Source organism: Pelobium manganitolerans, assembly GCF_003609575.1.
GTDB classification, from domain to species: Bacteria; Bacteroidota; Bacteroidia; order Sphingobacteriales; family Sphingobacteriaceae; genus Pseudopedobacter; species Pseudopedobacter manganitolerans.
Genome location: NZ_MBTA01000003.1, coordinates 72491 through 87969 on the forward strand (window position 1 = coordinate 72491; position 15479 = coordinate 87969).

The 15479-nt window shown below is 43.2% G+C and carries 16 protein-coding genes; all 16 read left to right on the forward strand.

Features of this window, described 5'->3' with window-relative positions; genetic code table 11:
• The first annotated feature begins 8 nt into the window (after positions 1 to 8).
• The 16 genes from BCY91_RS03505 to BCY91_RS03575 all read left to right on the forward strand — a co-directional run bounded on the left by BCY91_RS03505 (position 9) and on the right by BCY91_RS03575 (position 15311).
• Positions 9 to 422 (forward strand): hypothetical protein, encoded by a 414-nt coding sequence (locus tag BCY91_RS03505; protein WP_120180641.1) that lies wholly within the window; start codon positions 9 to 11, stop codon positions 420 to 422.
• 1 nt (position 423) lies between these two features.
• Entirely contained in the window at positions 424 to 1623 is a 1200-nt protein-coding gene (locus BCY91_RS03510) for a phosphoadenosine phosphosulfate reductase domain-containing protein (RefSeq protein ID WP_120180642.1), read from the forward strand.
• A 4-nt stretch (positions 1624 to 1627) separates the two neighbouring features.
• Positions 1628 to 1894, forward strand: coding sequence for a hypothetical protein (locus tag BCY91_RS03515; protein ID WP_120180643.1), 267 nt, complete (start codon positions 1628 to 1630; stop codon positions 1892 to 1894).
• Between the two features lie 64 nt (positions 1895 to 1958).
• Positions 1959 to 2207 carry a hypothetical protein gene (locus tag BCY91_RS03520; protein WP_120180644.1) on the forward strand — a complete coding sequence of 83 codons (249 nt, stop codon included), beginning with the start codon at positions 1959 to 1961 and terminating at the stop codon, positions 2205 to 2207.
• A gap of 170 nt (positions 2208 to 2377) precedes the next feature.
• Entirely contained in the window at positions 2378 to 2659 is a 282-nt protein-coding gene (locus BCY91_RS03525) for a hypothetical protein (protein ID WP_120180645.1), read from the forward strand.
• A gap of 231 nt (positions 2660 to 2890) precedes the next feature.
• Positions 2891 to 3061 (forward strand): hypothetical protein, encoded by a 171-nt coding sequence (locus BCY91_RS17520; RefSeq protein WP_182995296.1) that lies wholly within the window; start codon positions 2891 to 2893, stop codon positions 3059 to 3061.
• Positions 3062 to 3146: 85 nt separating this feature from the next.
• Positions 3147 to 4595: a DNA modification methylase gene (locus BCY91_RS03530; protein ID WP_120180646.1), complete on the forward strand. Its 1449-nt coding sequence runs from the start codon at positions 3147 to 3149 to the stop codon at positions 4593 to 4595.
• 4 nt (positions 4596 to 4599) lie between these two features.
• Positions 4600 to 4818, forward strand: coding sequence for a hypothetical protein (locus BCY91_RS03535; RefSeq protein ID WP_182995297.1), 219 nt, complete (start codon positions 4600 to 4602; stop codon positions 4816 to 4818).
• Positions 4818 to 5261 carry a hypothetical protein gene (locus BCY91_RS03540; RefSeq protein WP_120180648.1) on the forward strand — a complete coding sequence of 148 codons (444 nt, stop codon included), beginning with the start codon at positions 4818 to 4820 and terminating at the stop codon, positions 5259 to 5261. The genes BCY91_RS03535 and BCY91_RS03540 overlap by 1 nt, the downstream gene beginning before the upstream one ends.
• Positions 5261 to 6466 carry a PBSX family phage terminase large subunit gene (locus BCY91_RS03545; protein ID WP_120180649.1) on the forward strand — a complete coding sequence of 402 codons (1206 nt, stop codon included), beginning with the start codon at positions 5261 to 5263 and terminating at the stop codon, positions 6464 to 6466. The genes BCY91_RS03540 and BCY91_RS03545 overlap by 1 nt, the downstream gene beginning before the upstream one ends.
• A 4-nt stretch (positions 6467 to 6470) precedes the next feature.
• Entirely contained in the window at positions 6471 to 7046 is a 576-nt protein-coding gene (locus BCY91_RS03550; protein WP_120180650.1) for a hypothetical protein, read from the forward strand.
• Positions 7047 to 7303: 257 nt separating this feature from the next.
• Positions 7304 to 7738, forward strand: a complete 435-nt coding sequence (locus BCY91_RS03555) for a hypothetical protein (protein ID WP_120180651.1) — start codon at positions 7304 to 7306, stop codon at positions 7736 to 7738.
• On the forward strand, positions 7735 to 8187 hold the full coding sequence (locus BCY91_RS03560; RefSeq protein WP_120180652.1) for a hypothetical protein: 453 nt from the start codon (positions 7735 to 7737) through the stop codon (positions 8185 to 8187). Before BCY91_RS03555 ends, BCY91_RS03560 begins: the two co-directional genes overlap by 4 nt.
• Before the next feature lie 2 nt (positions 8188 to 8189).
• Entirely contained in the window at positions 8190 to 10433 is a 2244-nt protein-coding gene (locus BCY91_RS03565; protein ID WP_120180653.1) for a hypothetical protein, read from the forward strand.
• A 1-nt stretch (position 10434) separates the two neighbouring features.
• Complete coding sequence (locus BCY91_RS03570; protein ID WP_120180654.1) at positions 10435 to 12372, forward strand: hypothetical protein; 1938 nt, start codon at positions 10435 to 10437, stop codon at positions 12370 to 12372.
• A 2-nt stretch (positions 12373 to 12374) separates the two neighbouring features.
• Positions 12375 to 15311, forward strand: coding sequence for a coiled-coil domain-containing protein (locus BCY91_RS03575; RefSeq protein ID WP_120180655.1), 2937 nt, complete (start codon positions 12375 to 12377; stop codon positions 15309 to 15311).
• Positions 15312 to 15479: the final 168 nt, after the last annotated feature.

Sequence of the window (15479 nt, forward strand, 5' to 3'; positions counted from 1 at the left end):
ATACATAGATGGATAAAAACTTAATCATCGGGATAGATCCCGGTGTAAAGACAGGTATAGCTGTTTACAGCAAGAAAGAAAAGAAGTTGCTGGAACTTCATACGGTGCGTATACACAGGGCTTTTGAGATTGTTACAGATATGGGGGCGCATATCGAGATGGTGAGGATAGAGGACGCGAGGCAACGTAAATGGTTAGGATCGGGCGACGCAGAAGCTAAGAAGCAGGGAGCCGGCAGTGTTAAGAGGGACTGCAAGATATGGGAGGATTTCCTACAGGACAAAGCTATTCCTTTTCAGATGACCAGCCCTGGAAAGGTTAAGACAAAAATCAGTACAGGTTATTTCAAAGCGCTCACCGGCTGGCAAGGAGTAACGTCAAACCACGCCCGTGACGCGGCAATGTTAGTATGGGGGTTTTGATATGAAAGCAATACAAACAAATCTTTTTGAGGGCATTTCAAAACGCCTGCAGATGAATGAAAGCATAGAGCTTACAACTCAGTCTTTGTTAGCCTATGGCCCGAAATACAAACACTGGTGCATGGCTTGGAGTGGCGGTAAAGACAGTACCACACTTGTCACTCTAATAGTCTGGTTAATAACCTCAGGCAGGTTAAAAGCGCCGGAAACCCTTACCGTTATGTATGCCGATACCAGATTGGAATTGACACCGCTTTATTTTGCCGCGCAACAAATTATGGAGGAGCTTGAGGAGCTGGGGATCACTGTGAAAATTGTAACCGCTCCGCTCGACAAAAGGTTTATGACCTATATCTTAGGTAGGGGTGTTCCGCCACCAAATAACAACACGTTCCGATGGTGCACCCGTCAGATCAAGATTGATCCGATGAAAGCCGAACTGGAAAAAATTTTCAAGGAAAAAGGCGAAAAAGTTTTAATGCTTACAGGCGTACGTCAGGGCGAGTCTGCGATAAGAGACCAAAGAATCATAATGTCATGCGGAAAAGATGGAGCTGAATGTGGGCAGGGATGGTATCAGGAAACTATGCCCGAAAGCATTTGCGACACACTGGCGCCTATTTTACACTGGCGTGTTTGCCATGTGTGGGAGTGGCTGAAACACTGGGCACCGCTGCCTGAATACGGGGATTTTTCAACTGCTTTGATTGCAGACGCCTACGGTGGAGATGAAGCCGAAGAAATTAACGCCCGTACCGGCTGTATCGCCTGTCCATTAGCTTCAAAAGACACAGCTTTGGATAATTTGGTAAAACGGCTTACATGGGGTTATCTGTTCCCTCTTAAACGATTAAAACCTATCTGGAGGGATTTGAGGCTTCCTCAAAACAGGTTGCGAAAAACCGGAAAAGAAAGCAAGGAAAAAAACAAGCAACGGCTAGGCCCTCTAACAATGGAATCAAGGAAGCGGGCCTATAAAGAAATCATTCGTATCCAGAACGAAATCAATAAAGTAGCTGTTAAAGAAGGCAAACCAACTGTTACTCTTTTAAATAAACAAGAACGGAACTTAATAAGATCACTTTGGAAAGTCAACCGCTGGCCAAACCGTTGGGACGGTACTGAACCAACCGGAGATGTTTTGATGGATACAGTTTATCCGGACGGAAGTATACAACCACTAATAAATTTTGGAAAATAACAATATGAAAAAGAAACTAAATTTTAACGAACTGATGCTTGACTCGTTGATCAGCACAGGAATGAAAATCACCGTTACCAAAACGAGAATTCATAAAGGTCATCATGCGCCGGCAGGAAAGATATTCTTTGTAGGTGCCGCTAAGAAAGGCAAGCGGAAATTCACGGTATCCGTCAAGATGGATATTGAGGGGCTTACTCCGGATAAGGAAAAGCAAATACGGGAAGAACTCAAGGAACATGTTAAATCGATTTTTAAAAGAGAGATATGAATTGGATTAAAAGTTAACGAGCCGAGTGTTGGCGTAGTTGCGGATTATTAAACGAAAATTTATTATGGATACAGAAACATTAACAGTGCTTCCAAAAGGTGAAGATTTTGAAATTATAGTACAGCATGACCAAACAGGAAGTGCTTACGGAATTACTCTATCGAAGAACGCATACGAGCAATTACGCCAACACTTTGTTGTAGGGCGAAGCGAACAGTTAGTTTGCGGTAATTGTAAAGAGATAAAAAGACTAAACAGTCATAATAAACCATGCAAATGCGGGGTTTGCGGTGAATTGCACGAAGCAAACTAATTGCCACTAACGTTTTGAGGCTTTGCTTTGTTGACGTTTACAGATGCAGAAATTAAACAGTACAAACTAAAATTAACAGAAATATTAACTAAACACCCACTTCCGAAATAAGGCAAAACCTATGTTATAGGATGTGTTTTTAAAAAAGAAGGGGTGGAAAAAACAACAAAATGGAATTAACATTAAATGAATTAAGCTTAGTTAAAGAAGCTTTAGGTTATGGGTTACTTTTCTCAAAAAGTGAAGCTGAAACAGCAGAATTTGCATTACTAAAAATGAAAGTTGAAAAAAATCTTTTCAATGATTTTATGAATACAGGACAACATCTTAGAAGCCAAGTTGCAACTGGTTTACCTGCTTCAACTTCTTTAGATGGATGTCCGTTTCATTATTGCGATAAAAAACCTTTTTGCGAAGGTAAGTGTCGATATAATAATGGTAACGCTGGATAGGTATGCGTTTAGGTGTTGGGGGCTTTTTAAAAACATTTCCTATAACTGAAAGCTAAACGACAGTACGACCGCAGGGAGTATTTTGTTTAGCGCAAGTTATCGGCAGCTGCAACCTTGCGTAGCATGGGCGTATTTGCCGACCTCTACCGATTAAGAAGATATAATACACGCTGGAAGATTATAAACTACACGGTTTAAGCGTTAAATTAGGCAATAATCAAACAAAAAGACATGAAAAATCAGAAAGTTAAAATCAACCCGTTCCTTACAACAGACCCCTATAATAAGCGTGGCCAGATTGGTGAAGTAACAGAGTGTGACGGTGAAGTGGCTACGGTACTGTTTGAGGACGGCATAACAGGAAAGTACCAGACTGACACCCTTGAGCTGGTCAGTTCTTAAGTCGTTAATTGTCGGTAACGGAATATATTTTTTAGGTTTATTATACATATATGTATATTTTTGATATAAAAAATAATCTTTTTAAATGGCCGTTACCGACAATTCACTTTCTTCTCGTGTCATCAGGACCGAGCTCGTAAGATGGAAGTCCTTAAAGTTTATCCAGCAGGACGGATTCAAGGAGCTTCCGGATGACGCTTTCAATAAATTAAAATCATCAATATTAGCCAATCAGTTCACACAGCCTTTTTACGTCTGGGAAGCGCCGGACGGTATCGTATATTGTCTGGACGGATATCACCGAACAGGCGCATTAAAAGCTCTGGAAGATGAGGGCGCAGACATTCCGGAGCTGCTTCCGGCTACCTTTATTGACTGCGGAAACCGACAGGAAGCAGCTAAGCTAGTTCTGATCTATTCTTCAATTTATGCCAAAATAACCCAGCAGGGATTGTTTGACTTTATCGAAGAGTTCGACCTGAATTTTAGGGAGATTACCGGTGAGATAGATCTGCCTGAGTTTTCGGAGGAGCGTTTTATCCAGAAGTTTGACGTGTTCAGTCTTGAGGATTCCGAAGAGCCGGAGGTACCCGCTGATGAGGATATTATTGTAAAGCCGGGAGACTTGTTTAAGCTGGGCAACCATAGACTGATCTGTGATAGCTTTACCAATCAAGAGGCTTTATCTTTATTGTTCAATGGGGAAAAAGCCAGGATATTGCTCACCGACCCGCCTTACAACCTGCCTACCAATTTCTTTTCTGGGGTGCATAAAAAAGACTTTGCTATGGGAGCAGGGGAGATGACAGACAATGAATTTGCTGATTTCCTTGAACTGATAATGAGGTCAGCAGTGGACAATACACTGCCCGGCGCCATCCATTACATCTTTATGGATTTTAGGCATTCGTGGCACATGACAGAAGCCGGTAGAAGAGTGTACGGTTCACCGGTACCGAAGCAGGTATGTGTATGGAATAAAGACTTGATGGCCAACGGCTCTTTTTACCGGGCCAAACATGAGTTGTGTTTCGTGTTTAACGAGCCATCAGCACTGCCTTTATGGAACCGCGACATGCTTGATTATGGAGGGTTTTATAAAAACGAGCATGAGATGGTCTACATCTTTAAGCACCCCGACAAGGCAAAGCACCTCTCCCATCTCGAGTTAAAGGACAGGATTCGTACCAATGTCTGGAATTACCCTTCAGCAACCAGTACCGCCAATCCGGACCGGGCCGAGCTCAAGAACCACCCCACCCCAAAACCTGTAAAGATGATAGCGGATGCAATCTTGGATACTACCAACCCGGGCGACGGAGTAATAGATTTCTTTGTGGGAAGCGGCTCCGCTTTGATCGCGTGCGAATCGACCGAACGTAGATGCTATGCGTCCGAGATAGAACCAGCACACGTACAGTCGACAATCAAGAGGTATATAAACTATTGCAGGAAACGTGATATAGTTCCTACATTCGAGCATTCGAATGGATCGTTAACTATATCTGATTTTTATGAGCAACGAAATTATTAGAGCGATGACAGAAGTAAAACAGACAATCATTGATTACCTAACCGAAGAGTTACATATCAATACGCAGGCACTGGCATCTTATGAAGGAGGGGACGACCCTATCAAAAACAGAGAGACCTCTGACGAAATAAAGAAAATGAGGGAAATCGAAGCTATTAAACTTCGGGACCGGATTCATGAAACTACCAGGCATATCGCTGTGATAAAAAGAATGATTGTGTAATGTCTTCGCAGCTCGAGAAATATAAGCGCATCCGTACGGTGCAGGAATGGATATTGGAAGATTATACTTTTACCGATATCGTACGCTCGTGCGTTTCCAAATGGGACATATCTGTAAGGCAGGCCGAGCGATATTATTCCGAAGCGTTCCGTGAATTCAAAGAAAAGGAAGAGCAATCTGTCGATGCATTAAAATCCTACTACAAAAAACGTAAGATGAAACTCATTCGTGAGATGGATCCGGTGCTTAAGAAAACACCTTCCGGAGTAAGAGCTGTAAACAAAGTACTGGACAGCATGGCTAAGCTAGACGGCATCATGATTGACAAAGTGGAACTGACCGGTAAGGACGGTACACCGCTCCCTTCAGAAGTTAAAATCACCGTTGTACATTCCGAAAATGTCCCGCCCTTTGCAGGAAGCGAAAACGAAGTTGATGTGTGATGTTCAGCACAACGCCACTATACGATGTAAACTTAAACCCTGAACCCGGTAAGAAAATTCTCATCAATCAAGGCGGCACATGGAGTGCTAAAACTTATTCAATCCTACAGGTTCTTTTTTCCCTAGCCGTACAGGAGCCGAATCAGATCATCACGGTCGTAGGACAGGATATTCCGAACCTTAAATCCGGAGCCATTCGGGACTCAAAAAACATCATCCGGGATTCACCCGTGCTGCAATCATTCGTTAAACCTATCAGTAACGGGAATTTTTATAATGAATCTGAAAAGCTGATTACATTCCGCAACGGCTCAATCGTTGAATTCAAGTCCTACACCAATGAACAAGACGCAAAGTCTGGCAAAAGAGACTACCTTTTTGTTAACGAGGCGAACGGTGTTATTTATCCTATTTATAAACAGTTGGCCTTAAGGACAGGCAAGCGGATATTCATAGATTACAACCCGACTGTAGAATTCTGGGCGCATGATGAATTAATGGGTAATCCGGAAGTAAAGCTGATAATATCCGACCACCGGCACAATCCGTTTATTCCGGAAGATAAGCACAAAGAGATTGAGAATCTGAGATATGAGGATTATGAGCTGTTCAAAGTTTATGGCCGTGGATTAACGGGTAAACTTCAGGGCCTTATCTTCCGGAACTATAACATCGTTGACGAGATACCATCTTATGCAACTTTCATTGCGACAGGTCTCGATTTTGGATATACCAATGACCCAACCGGATGTATTGATGTTTATATGGCCAACGGCCAGTTATGGATAGATGAGCGTATCTATGAAACAAATTTGACCAATCCTGACATCTCTGAACGTTTTACATCATTCGGATGGGATAGGAAGCGGGAAATTATTGCTGATTCTGCCGAACCTAAATCGATAGACGAGATTAAGAATTTAGGAAAGTGGAAAATCGTGGGAGCGGAGAAAGGGCCTGACTCTGTAAAAAATAGTATCGACATCCTGAAACGTTATACCATCAACATCACCAGAAGATCCGCCAATACTAAAAAGGAATTCCAGAGCTATATCTGGAAGGTAGATAAAGCGACTGGGCGTTCATTGAACATTCCTGTCGATTTCAAAAATCACATCATTGACCCTTTGCGTTATGTAGCGCTGAACAAACTGTCTAATAATCATAAACCTATAAAAAGACCTAAATATTCACTAATAAATTAAAATTATGATACCGGCAAGATTTACATTTTTCGGGCCTGATGATAAGCCTTATCACAAAGAGATCAGTATTCCAACTAATTGGGGAGACTTGACACTCGGACAGATGTTAACCATATCCGAGTTAAAAGAACAGAAAAATTATAAGATCAAGTTATTGTCGATAATAACCGGTTTTACCGATGATGAGCTGTCCGGAGCTACCGATCTGGAACAATGGAAAGAAATTGAGCTCCTGTTGTCATTCTTAACAGAAACTCCAGATCTTAAAGCATATCCATTGCCGAACAAGATAAAAATCGATAATGAGGAGTATAAAATACCGATCGATTTAAAAGTTGAAACGTTTGGGCAAAAAGTAGCGTTGGAAGAATTGGCGAAAAATCTGGATCCTGATAACGTCAACTTTATAAGCTTGATGCCGGAAGCACTGGCAATTTATTTTTATCCAAGGATTACAGGCGAGAGGTTTAACGATGAAAGGGTTGAAGACTTTGTGGAGATAATGAGAACGATTCCTGTTAAACAAGCTTTTCCTGTCGCTAGTTTTTTTTTGAGCAGCTACGTGATATCTGCGAGCTAGAAAAGCAATCGCTGTCACGTAGCTTAACCGAGGATCAGATAAAAGCAGGGATAAGGAACCTTGATAAGTTCGGAACAATAAACACCGTTGATGCACTGGCAGGAGGCGACCTTACGAAATGGGGCGATATCATGAATATGAGGTATGAGAAAGTCTTTGTTAAACTCATGCTTAACAAAGAAGTTTCCGTGTATCAGGACAAATACCATAAAATATTAAGAGCTAAATAGCTACTTTTATATTCAAATAATACATATATGTATATTTCAAAGATTGTTAAGGAAATAGCTGAAGGCAACGATCAGTCCTTTTACCATGGCCCTAAGTCATTCCAGAACCTGAGGGATAAAAAAAAGGGGGTTGTTTTTCCTGTGTGCTACCTATCTATGCCTGTAAGAGGTAGAGGCGTAAAATCAAAGCAAGGTTTTTCCGGAGCGGAGAAGACAATAGAGATATTGTTTGCCGAGCGCAGTGATTTTTCGGCCGATACTGAAGAAGGTCATATCGATATCATCGAACGCATGGATGACGCCGCGCATAAGTTTGTTAACCAGCTCCTGCATCATGCGGAAATCAATGACGTGCTGGAATACGATACTGTTGATGTGATCAATATGTTCGATGCAAATCTATCAGGCGTGATACTCACGGCTACGGTTAAAACTAAGGACCTTAGACCTAATTGCCCATGAGCGTATTCAATAATGATTCCGAGCTTATAAGAGCCTATCTCAAGTCTGTCGCTGACAAAATAAGACAAGAAAGTATTGCCCAAGGCAGAGTTGCTACCGGTAAAACAATAGCATCGCTAAGTGTTTTAGCAACATCTGCCACAGGCGGCCAGATCCGTGCAAACGAGAATATTCTGAATACCGAATTCGGAACGTCACCCGAAGAGGCCCAAGCAGTTGAATATCCGACACTGGTAGAACAGCTAAAGGAATGGATATCGGCGAAAGGGCTGGATTTAAACCCGTATGCCTTAGCTCATGTTTTGAGAAAGCAAGGGTCTAAACTTTACAGGGAGGGAGGGCATTCTGGCGTACTGACGAATTTCATAGATGAGAAAAAGCTTGATGATTTTACCGAATCGTTGAGCGCAAAATATTTACAGGAAACCCGTTCACTTTTATTTGATTAACAATGGGAAAAAAAATACTAGACCAGTTCAGGTATAGACTTCTAATGGACAGATATAATTCAATAACAATATTTGTCGATACCGAAACATTTATACTAACAGTAACCAGCTCAAGACCTATTAACGGGTGGCCTGATCTTGAGCTGCTTCCCGCCGCTTTTAACGAGCGTATATATGCAGAGGGCGACACGATCACAACTTTCTGCGAAGGCACTACGAAAATCACGGTAACAGCTGTTAATACATACCCCTATGTAGACATGGACATAGAGCTGTCGTCGAACGACTGTGGCTATAACGGCGGAGGCGGGGGCTGTACGCTTACGATAGAGGAGGTAAAAGTGGTAGACGATGACTCCGCAGAGATTCACCTCAGCGGAGTCAAGCCCGGAGACTCCATACAGTATTCCGTTGACGGAGTCTCCGGTTGGCAAACATCCCCGTTTTTCGACTACATAGGTCCCGGCGTTCAAGTAGCCCGGGCCAAAAATCAGTATGGGTGCAGCGCCAGTTTGCAGTTCGTGATAGTTGGCCCGGGACAGGTGGCTTTAAGGATTGATTCTGTAGACGCTTTCAATGAGCAGAGCGAATACGCTTCAGATGGTCACGCTACAGTCAACGCGGTAACAACATTCGGAGTTCTGCAATTTTCGTTGGATAACCTGAACTGGCAATTGAGTAACCAGTTCTTTAACCTAGCACCAGGAAACTACACTGTTTATGTTAAAGATGACCTGTCCGCAAAGAGCGAGAATTTTACTATTGAACCTTTCTTTTCTTTTATAGAGAGCACGCCCGGAACCGAGATGCCGAACGGCAATACCAGCCGGTGGGTTGCAATACATAACCCTTTGCTGTTCAGATTTAGGCGCAGCGACTATACTATCATCGGGATACTTAATGTCGGGAACAGGCCGCAGCTTGTACTTGACCACGAACCGCAGGGCATTTCGGTAGGCGGTTACATAGCAGTAAGATCCGAAAAATACAGCGGTGTGTTTAAAGTTTATTCCACTTCCGGAAATACGGTAACTATCGACACGTTGTTCTTGCAAGGGAATAGCAGTTCTGGAAAGGTGATAACCAACATAAAGCCAAATTACCGGATGGAGATAAAGGTTGTGACCGGTATATCTAAAGACAAGGAGATAAATATCGGAACTTTTACAGCTGACACGATGGGCCTTGTAGTTACACAGATCCAGAGCAAGCTTAAAAATTTAGTCAACAATAAAAACGAGTTTACTTACGACAGGATCAACTGGAGAGACCTTAACGCCGCGGCTTCTTTTGAAATATACTACCGCGAAATTTGGGACGGCTCTCTGCCGGAATACAGCAAAATACCAGAGGTATATTATTTCGTTAACGCAGCAAAACAGATTGGGGATAAGTTCGGCAACAACATGGCTGAATATGTCACCTTCCCCAGCTACTCGGTGAACGTAACAAAAGCTAAATTCTTAACGAGTTTCGAGGTGCCGACATATTTTGTCGGATATCCGTTCGATCTATCATTTATCTATTCAGAAAATATTATTGGACACAGCCTGCTTAGGTCAGAGACTTTGCTGGACGTCAACAGCAATCCCTTTGGTGTGGGAAACCACACCGTGCTGTCCAATCAGGACGGGCCTGCTTTACTCAATCAGGATAACGCTATGGTTTTGATAGAGGAGGGATATGAAGGTTTTACCCCGATCAGTCAGGCTCTCGGGGTTCACAGGTTAATGCTATCGCCTGATCTTTTAAATAATACAGCGTTTAAAAGCGTAGCTCTCGGGTATTATGAGGGAGATGAATTCAATACCGTAACCGAAAGCAAGAAAGTAAAAATCAACAATGATTGCAGGAAGTTCCCTGTTTATCTATGCTGGGTAAACACTCTAGGGGGGTGGGATTACTGGCTTTTTGAAAGTACGCAAAAAATAGACCTTACAACAGCCAACGTCAAAACATATGACGTTTACAATGAGGATTTATTGAAAGCATCTGCCACCACAGAAACCATCAGTAAAGAGGCGTTTGAAAAAATAACGCTGGGAGCCGTGGCTGAAAAAGATGAGTTCGTCCATATCCGTAATGTCATCATGTCGCCTAAAGTCTTATTACTTATTGGTCAGACGCCGGTGAAGTGGGTAACTGTACAGATCGAACAGACATCTTTGAGCTATCAGAGCAAGGATGAGCAGATAGAATTTGATTTTTCTATCCTATTGCCGGCGCTAAACATCCAAACCAACTAATATGGGACAGCTATATATCAACGATGTACTTATGGATATGTCTGCTAAGACAATCATCGGAGTAACAAAGCAGATAAGCGATGTGGGCGATATTGACAAGGTTAAGGGCAATACTACGAACCAGTTCAAGCTTCCGTTGACAAAGAAAAATATTGAAGCGCTTGGCATACCGGGAGATCTTAACTTTTCAAAAGGCATGGAGTACCGGCTTTTGCGCGCTAAGTATATCGAAAACGGTTTAGAGGTGATACCGTATGGATTCGCATCTATCGAAGCCGTAAATGAGTTTATAGAAGTAAGGGTGATATCAGGCAATATCGAATTTTTCGACTTGCTCACCGGGAACATAAAAGAGCTTTTCAGTCCGGAATTCGAAACACAGCACGGACTGCCATCGCTTAACCATTACTGGGATATCGCTTCTATCATTTATTCTCTTGGAAACACCACCGGCTACATATATCCATTAGTAGACTATGGGAATCTAACGGCAGATACGCTTTTGAGATGTGAAGAGATGCGTCCGGCGGTATTTGTAAGCGCGGTGATGGAGCGTATTTTCATTAAAACCGGTTTTAAATTTGAAGGCGATGTTTTTCAAGATCCGGAATATCTAGCCGAAATCCTGCCGTTTTCAGGCGACAAAATGGAACAGGCGCCGGGATCGAGTGATTTTGCTTTAAGGGCAACAAAACTCAGCACGCAAAATGGAGATTCCGGACCATGGTTTCAAGTGAGCATCCCGGACGCCGGCACATCTAACGCGTCTGGCCGTTGGCAAAATAACCGATATACCTTTTTAAAGTCCGGAACTGTAAAGTTTAAAGTCAAAGCGATTGTTTCCGGATCAAACAATGTCGAAAAAATGTTCACTATAGGACTTCAGAGAAATGAAGATGAATATGTTGGAGTATTCTTAGGCACAAAAAAAATGTTTGCGTTCGGCCAGGCTTCTGTGTCAGACTATGTTAAGAAAACAATAGAGTTTGAGACCGAGGAACTAGCGTTCAATGCTGGAGATTACGTCCGGATGTACGCAAATCGGAACACGACCAGCGGACCCTTCCCGTCCAGATCCTCTTATGTTTATCCAGAAACTTACATAGAGGTGATTCCCGGCGCCGCGCTGTACAAATCAATGATAGATATCAGATCTGTTCTGCCCGATGATGATATAAAAACTTTTTTAAAAAATTTTATGTTCCGCTTTGGGCTGGTCGTGCAGACGGACAATATCCGGAAAACCGTAAGCTTCAGGCCGTTCTCGGACATCAAAAAAAACAAGATGATTGCCGTTGACTGGACAGACAAAGTAGACCAGTCCCTTCCGGCTAACCGCGAGTTTAAGATAGGCAGCTACGGGCAACGGAATTACTTCGTTTACAAAGAAGATCAGAGCGTTTCCAAAGAGCTTGGGAAAGGGATTATATCAATTGCTGATGAGAGCCTGCCGGTAGAGAAGACCGTAATCACCTCATTATACGCGGCGTCTGAAACAGTATACAGGGCCGGCGGACTTCCGGCGGTATTTATAAATAAGATAACCGAAAGCGACAAGCTGGATGGAAAAAAAGATTTTACTGTAAACACTGCGCAACGGATAGCGCGTATTTATCGGACAAACGCCCGCGTCGAATTTGCAGAAGGAGACTATAGACGTGAGGTAGACAGGTATGATTTTCCGGCGACCTATTTCAATATGCCGGATATAGGATTGGGTTTTGATAAAATTCTTGAAAAAAGATACCGCGAGCTTGTGGAGGTACTTACGCTCACAAAAAAGGTTACCGAAAACATCAGGCTCAACGAGGTTGACATTTCCGAGTTTGATTTCTTCACGCCGGTTTACCTCGGAAAATATGCTATGTATTTCTATGTGAACAAAATTTCCAACTATGTGGATGGCCAAAAAACCAAGGTTGAACTGATAAGACTATAATTATGGCAGACGTAAAAAAAACCATACTACTGGAGCTGGGGATTAATAAAGCTGATTTCTTGCAAGAAGCGGCAGATACCCAGAAGCAGATAAGCGATTTAACCGCTAGGCAGAAAGAACTTAAAGCCGCCGGTCAGGAGGCGAGCCTTGAATATCAGAATAATGTAGCCAATCTTAAACTGTTAAAAGACGAATACAGGGAGGCCCAGAGGAACGCTACCAATTTTGAGAAAGCCCTGCAAGAAGGCGCCGATGAAAGCTTCAGGAGCTTATCACAGCTTCAGGCTGAACTGTCCGTGCTAACTTCAGAGTACAAAAGCCTTTCTGAGGCAGGACGACAAAATTCTGAAGAAGGCAAAAGGATTCAGCAGGCTACGGCCGATATTACCGCTAAACTTAAGGAGCAGGAACAGGCGGTCGGTAATTTCCGGAGGAACGTTGGTAATTATCCGTCGCAGATCGTAGAAATAACGCAAAAAATCAAACAGCTTACCGTAACTACCGAGAATGCTGATTTCGGTAGTGCAGAATTTCAGGCAGCAGCCGGTGCAATCAAAGTAATGCAGGGGCAACTGGATGAACTGATCCATAAGGCGGACGTTGTGCCTGGCTCTATCTCAGAAATAAAGGCTACGATCTCGGCGTTAAAAGACGCAAAATTAACAGTGCCGCTCGAAGAGGTTGAAAAATATAATGACAAGCTTCTTGAGCTGGAAACTACGCTACAGCGTGCAGAGGGCAAAATCGATGAGTTCGGGGACAAAGAGCCGAAGAATTCCCGTAAAAAAGCAATGGATGATTTAAATGATACCATTGGTGGAACTATTGCGCTAGGCTCTGCACTGACTGTTATCGGAGCTGATGAGGCTAAGATAGAAGAAATACTCACGAAAGTAGCTATAGCAAATACATTAGCCACAAACGCAAAGGCTATCGCAAAAGCCAGTACTGTCTACTGGTCTTTAGCGCAGTTGGCGGCAACAAAAGCATTGATCCCCGTTACGACGGCCTATAATCTAGTGGTGGGCCAGTCGACCGGAGCTATGAAGTTATTTCGAATTGCCTTGGCTTCTACCGGTATCGGAGCTTTATTGATATTGTTGGGTCTTCTAATTTCAAATTTTACCGACGTAAAGAACGCGGTTACTGGTTTCTTAGATAGAAATAAGGCGCTAAAAACCTCCATCGAGATTTCAATCCTTCCGATAACACTTTTATGGCAGGGACTGAAGAAAGTTGGAGAGTATTTGGGTATTGTGGACACAGAAGCTCAGAAAGCGGCCAATTCACTGCGGAACTCAGTAGGACGCACCAACGAAGGCTTGCAATATCAGATTGATTTGCTGGGGGCTAAAGGAGATAAGCAGACTGAGATTCATAAACTCACGCTGAAACAGATAGACAATGAGCTGAATGCCCGGAGGGCACAGATGGCCGCGGGTGTCAAACTTAGCGATGATGAAATGAAAGAATTCAGATCGTTTCAGAGCAAACGGCAGGTAGAAGTTGCAAGATACAATAAGTGGGTAGCGGACGAAGAACAGAAGAAGGCTGAAGATGCTAAGAAAAAATCCGATGAAGCGGTAAAAAAACAACAGGATGAAGCAAAAAAACGAGAGGAAGCGTCAAAGGCATTGAATAAAAAGCTTGCCGATATGGAATTCGAACTCAATCAAAAGCTTAAGTCGCAATATGATCAGGATATAGCCGATCATGCTAAAAAATTTAAGGAACTCCGGGAACAAGCTAACGGAAATTTGCAACAGTTAAAGAAAATAGCTGAACTCGAAGCTTCCGAACTTGCACAGATAAGGGAGAAGCGGCATAAAGCCGAGTTGGAAAAACAAAATGAGTACGATAAGCAGTCAAGGGAGCTTCAAATCCAGAGGCTTAATCAGGAGCTTGTAGGTATTGATACGGACGAGTCTGCAAAATTGTCTAAGCGGTTAGAAATTCTATCCGCTCAACGAGATAACGAGCTTGCGGATACCGAACTTACTGAAACACAAAAAGCAGCTATAAAAGAACGTTATGCTTTTGAAGAGCAACAGGCTAAAGAAGAATACAGGCAGTTTGAGTTGGAGCGCGAAAAACAACACCAGCTAGATTTAGCCGAAGCATCCGTTATAAATGCCGGTGATCCTATTTCAAAATTAGCGGCCCGGCAGGAGCAATTGAACCTTCAGTATCAGATGGAGGTGGAAGCTGCCGAAAAGTTGGGTCAGGATCTAACGCTTATTACAGCGAAGTATGCCGAACAGCAGAAAGCGCTGGATGCGGAAAAAGCAAACACTAAATTATCCATCGCCTCGGGCGCGGCGGGCAATATGGCGCAGATATTCGGCAAAGAGAGCAAGTTAGGGAAAGCAGCGGCTACAACGCAGACAACAATTGACACCTATCAATCAGCAACAGCGGCGTATAAAGCTATGGCGGGCATTCCAATTGTCGGGCCTGTTCTAGGCGGTATTGCAGCGGCCGCCGCTGTTGCTTCCGGGCTTGCTAGCATCAGGAAAATAAATGAGACAAAGGAGGTTGCAATCCCGTCCTTCAGTGTCAAATCTTTTAGCACTGGCGGTATGGCTTTCGGTCCTGGCACCGGTACTAGCGATTCGATCAGCGCTAGGTTATCAAACGGCGAAGCTGTGATAAATGCAAAAAGCACCGCTATGTTTAGACCACTATTGTCTGCAATAAACGTGGCCGGTGGAGGTGTATCGTTTTCATCTCCCAATTATTCCAACGCATTCGCTACCGGAGGTGTATATGACGGTGGTTATGCAGCGGCCTACAACACACCTGTATCTGACGCGAACGCTATCGGTGATGCGGTAAGCAGTTCACTGATAAAAGATTTCCCTGAGATATGGGTAAACGTAGCGGATGTCAACTCGGCACAGGCAGTGCAGGCAAATGTAGATGAAAGGGTGAGCTACTGATGAGACTGATAGACGTACTTCTAAATCTAGAAGCGAACGGGTTAACGCTTGCTAAGCTTTGCAAAACCGGGCTGATAGGGACGAATATGCAGATGTATAAAGAAATATATCTCTACATAGATGCCAGAATCCAATGCGGCCAGAGCCGTACTCAAGCCGTAACGGATA

Excerpts from the sequence above, each read along its gene's own strand:
- BCY91_RS03505 (WP_120180641.1), top strand. The coding sequence starts at position 9 with ATGGATAAAAACTTAATCATCGGGATAGATCCCGGTGTAAAGACAGGT.
- BCY91_RS03510 (WP_120180642.1), top strand. The coding sequence starts at position 424 with ATGAAAGCAATACAAACAAATCTTTTTGAGGGCATTTCAAAACGCCTG.
- BCY91_RS03515 (WP_120180643.1), top strand. The coding sequence starts at position 1,628 with ATGAAAAAGAAACTAAATTTTAACGAACTGATGCTTGACTCGTTGATC.
- BCY91_RS03520 (WP_120180644.1), top strand. The coding sequence starts at position 1,959 with ATGGATACAGAAACATTAACAGTGCTTCCAAAAGGTGAAGATTTTGAA.
- BCY91_RS03525 (WP_120180645.1), top strand. The coding sequence starts at position 2,378 with ATGGAATTAACATTAAATGAATTAAGCTTAGTTAAAGAAGCTTTAGGT.
- BCY91_RS17520 (WP_182995296.1), top strand. The coding sequence starts at position 2,891 with ATGAAAAATCAGAAAGTTAAAATCAACCCGTTCCTTACAACAGACCCC.
- BCY91_RS03530 (WP_120180646.1), top strand. The coding sequence starts at position 3,147 with ATGGCCGTTACCGACAATTCACTTTCTTCTCGTGTCATCAGGACCGAG.
- BCY91_RS03535 (WP_182995297.1), top strand. The coding sequence starts at position 4,600 with ATGACAGAAGTAAAACAGACAATCATTGATTACCTAACCGAAGAGTTA.
- BCY91_RS03540 (WP_120180648.1), top strand. The coding sequence starts at position 4,818 with ATGTCTTCGCAGCTCGAGAAATATAAGCGCATCCGTACGGTGCAGGAA.
- BCY91_RS03545 (WP_120180649.1), top strand. The coding sequence starts at position 5,261 with ATGTTCAGCACAACGCCACTATACGATGTAAACTTAAACCCTGAACCC.
- BCY91_RS03550 (WP_120180650.1), top strand. The coding sequence starts at position 6,471 with ATGATACCGGCAAGATTTACATTTTTCGGGCCTGATGATAAGCCTTAT.
- BCY91_RS03555 (WP_120180651.1), top strand. The coding sequence starts at position 7,304 with ATGTATATTTCAAAGATTGTTAAGGAAATAGCTGAAGGCAACGATCAG.
- BCY91_RS03560 (WP_120180652.1), top strand. The coding sequence starts at position 7,735 with ATGAGCGTATTCAATAATGATTCCGAGCTTATAAGAGCCTATCTCAAG.
- BCY91_RS03565 (WP_120180653.1), top strand. The coding sequence starts at position 8,190 with ATGGGAAAAAAAATACTAGACCAGTTCAGGTATAGACTTCTAATGGAC.
- BCY91_RS03570 (WP_120180654.1), top strand. The coding sequence starts at position 10,435 with ATGGGACAGCTATATATCAACGATGTACTTATGGATATGTCTGCTAAG.
- BCY91_RS03575 (WP_120180655.1), top strand. The coding sequence starts at position 12,375 with ATGGCAGACGTAAAAAAAACCATACTACTGGAGCTGGGGATTAATAAA.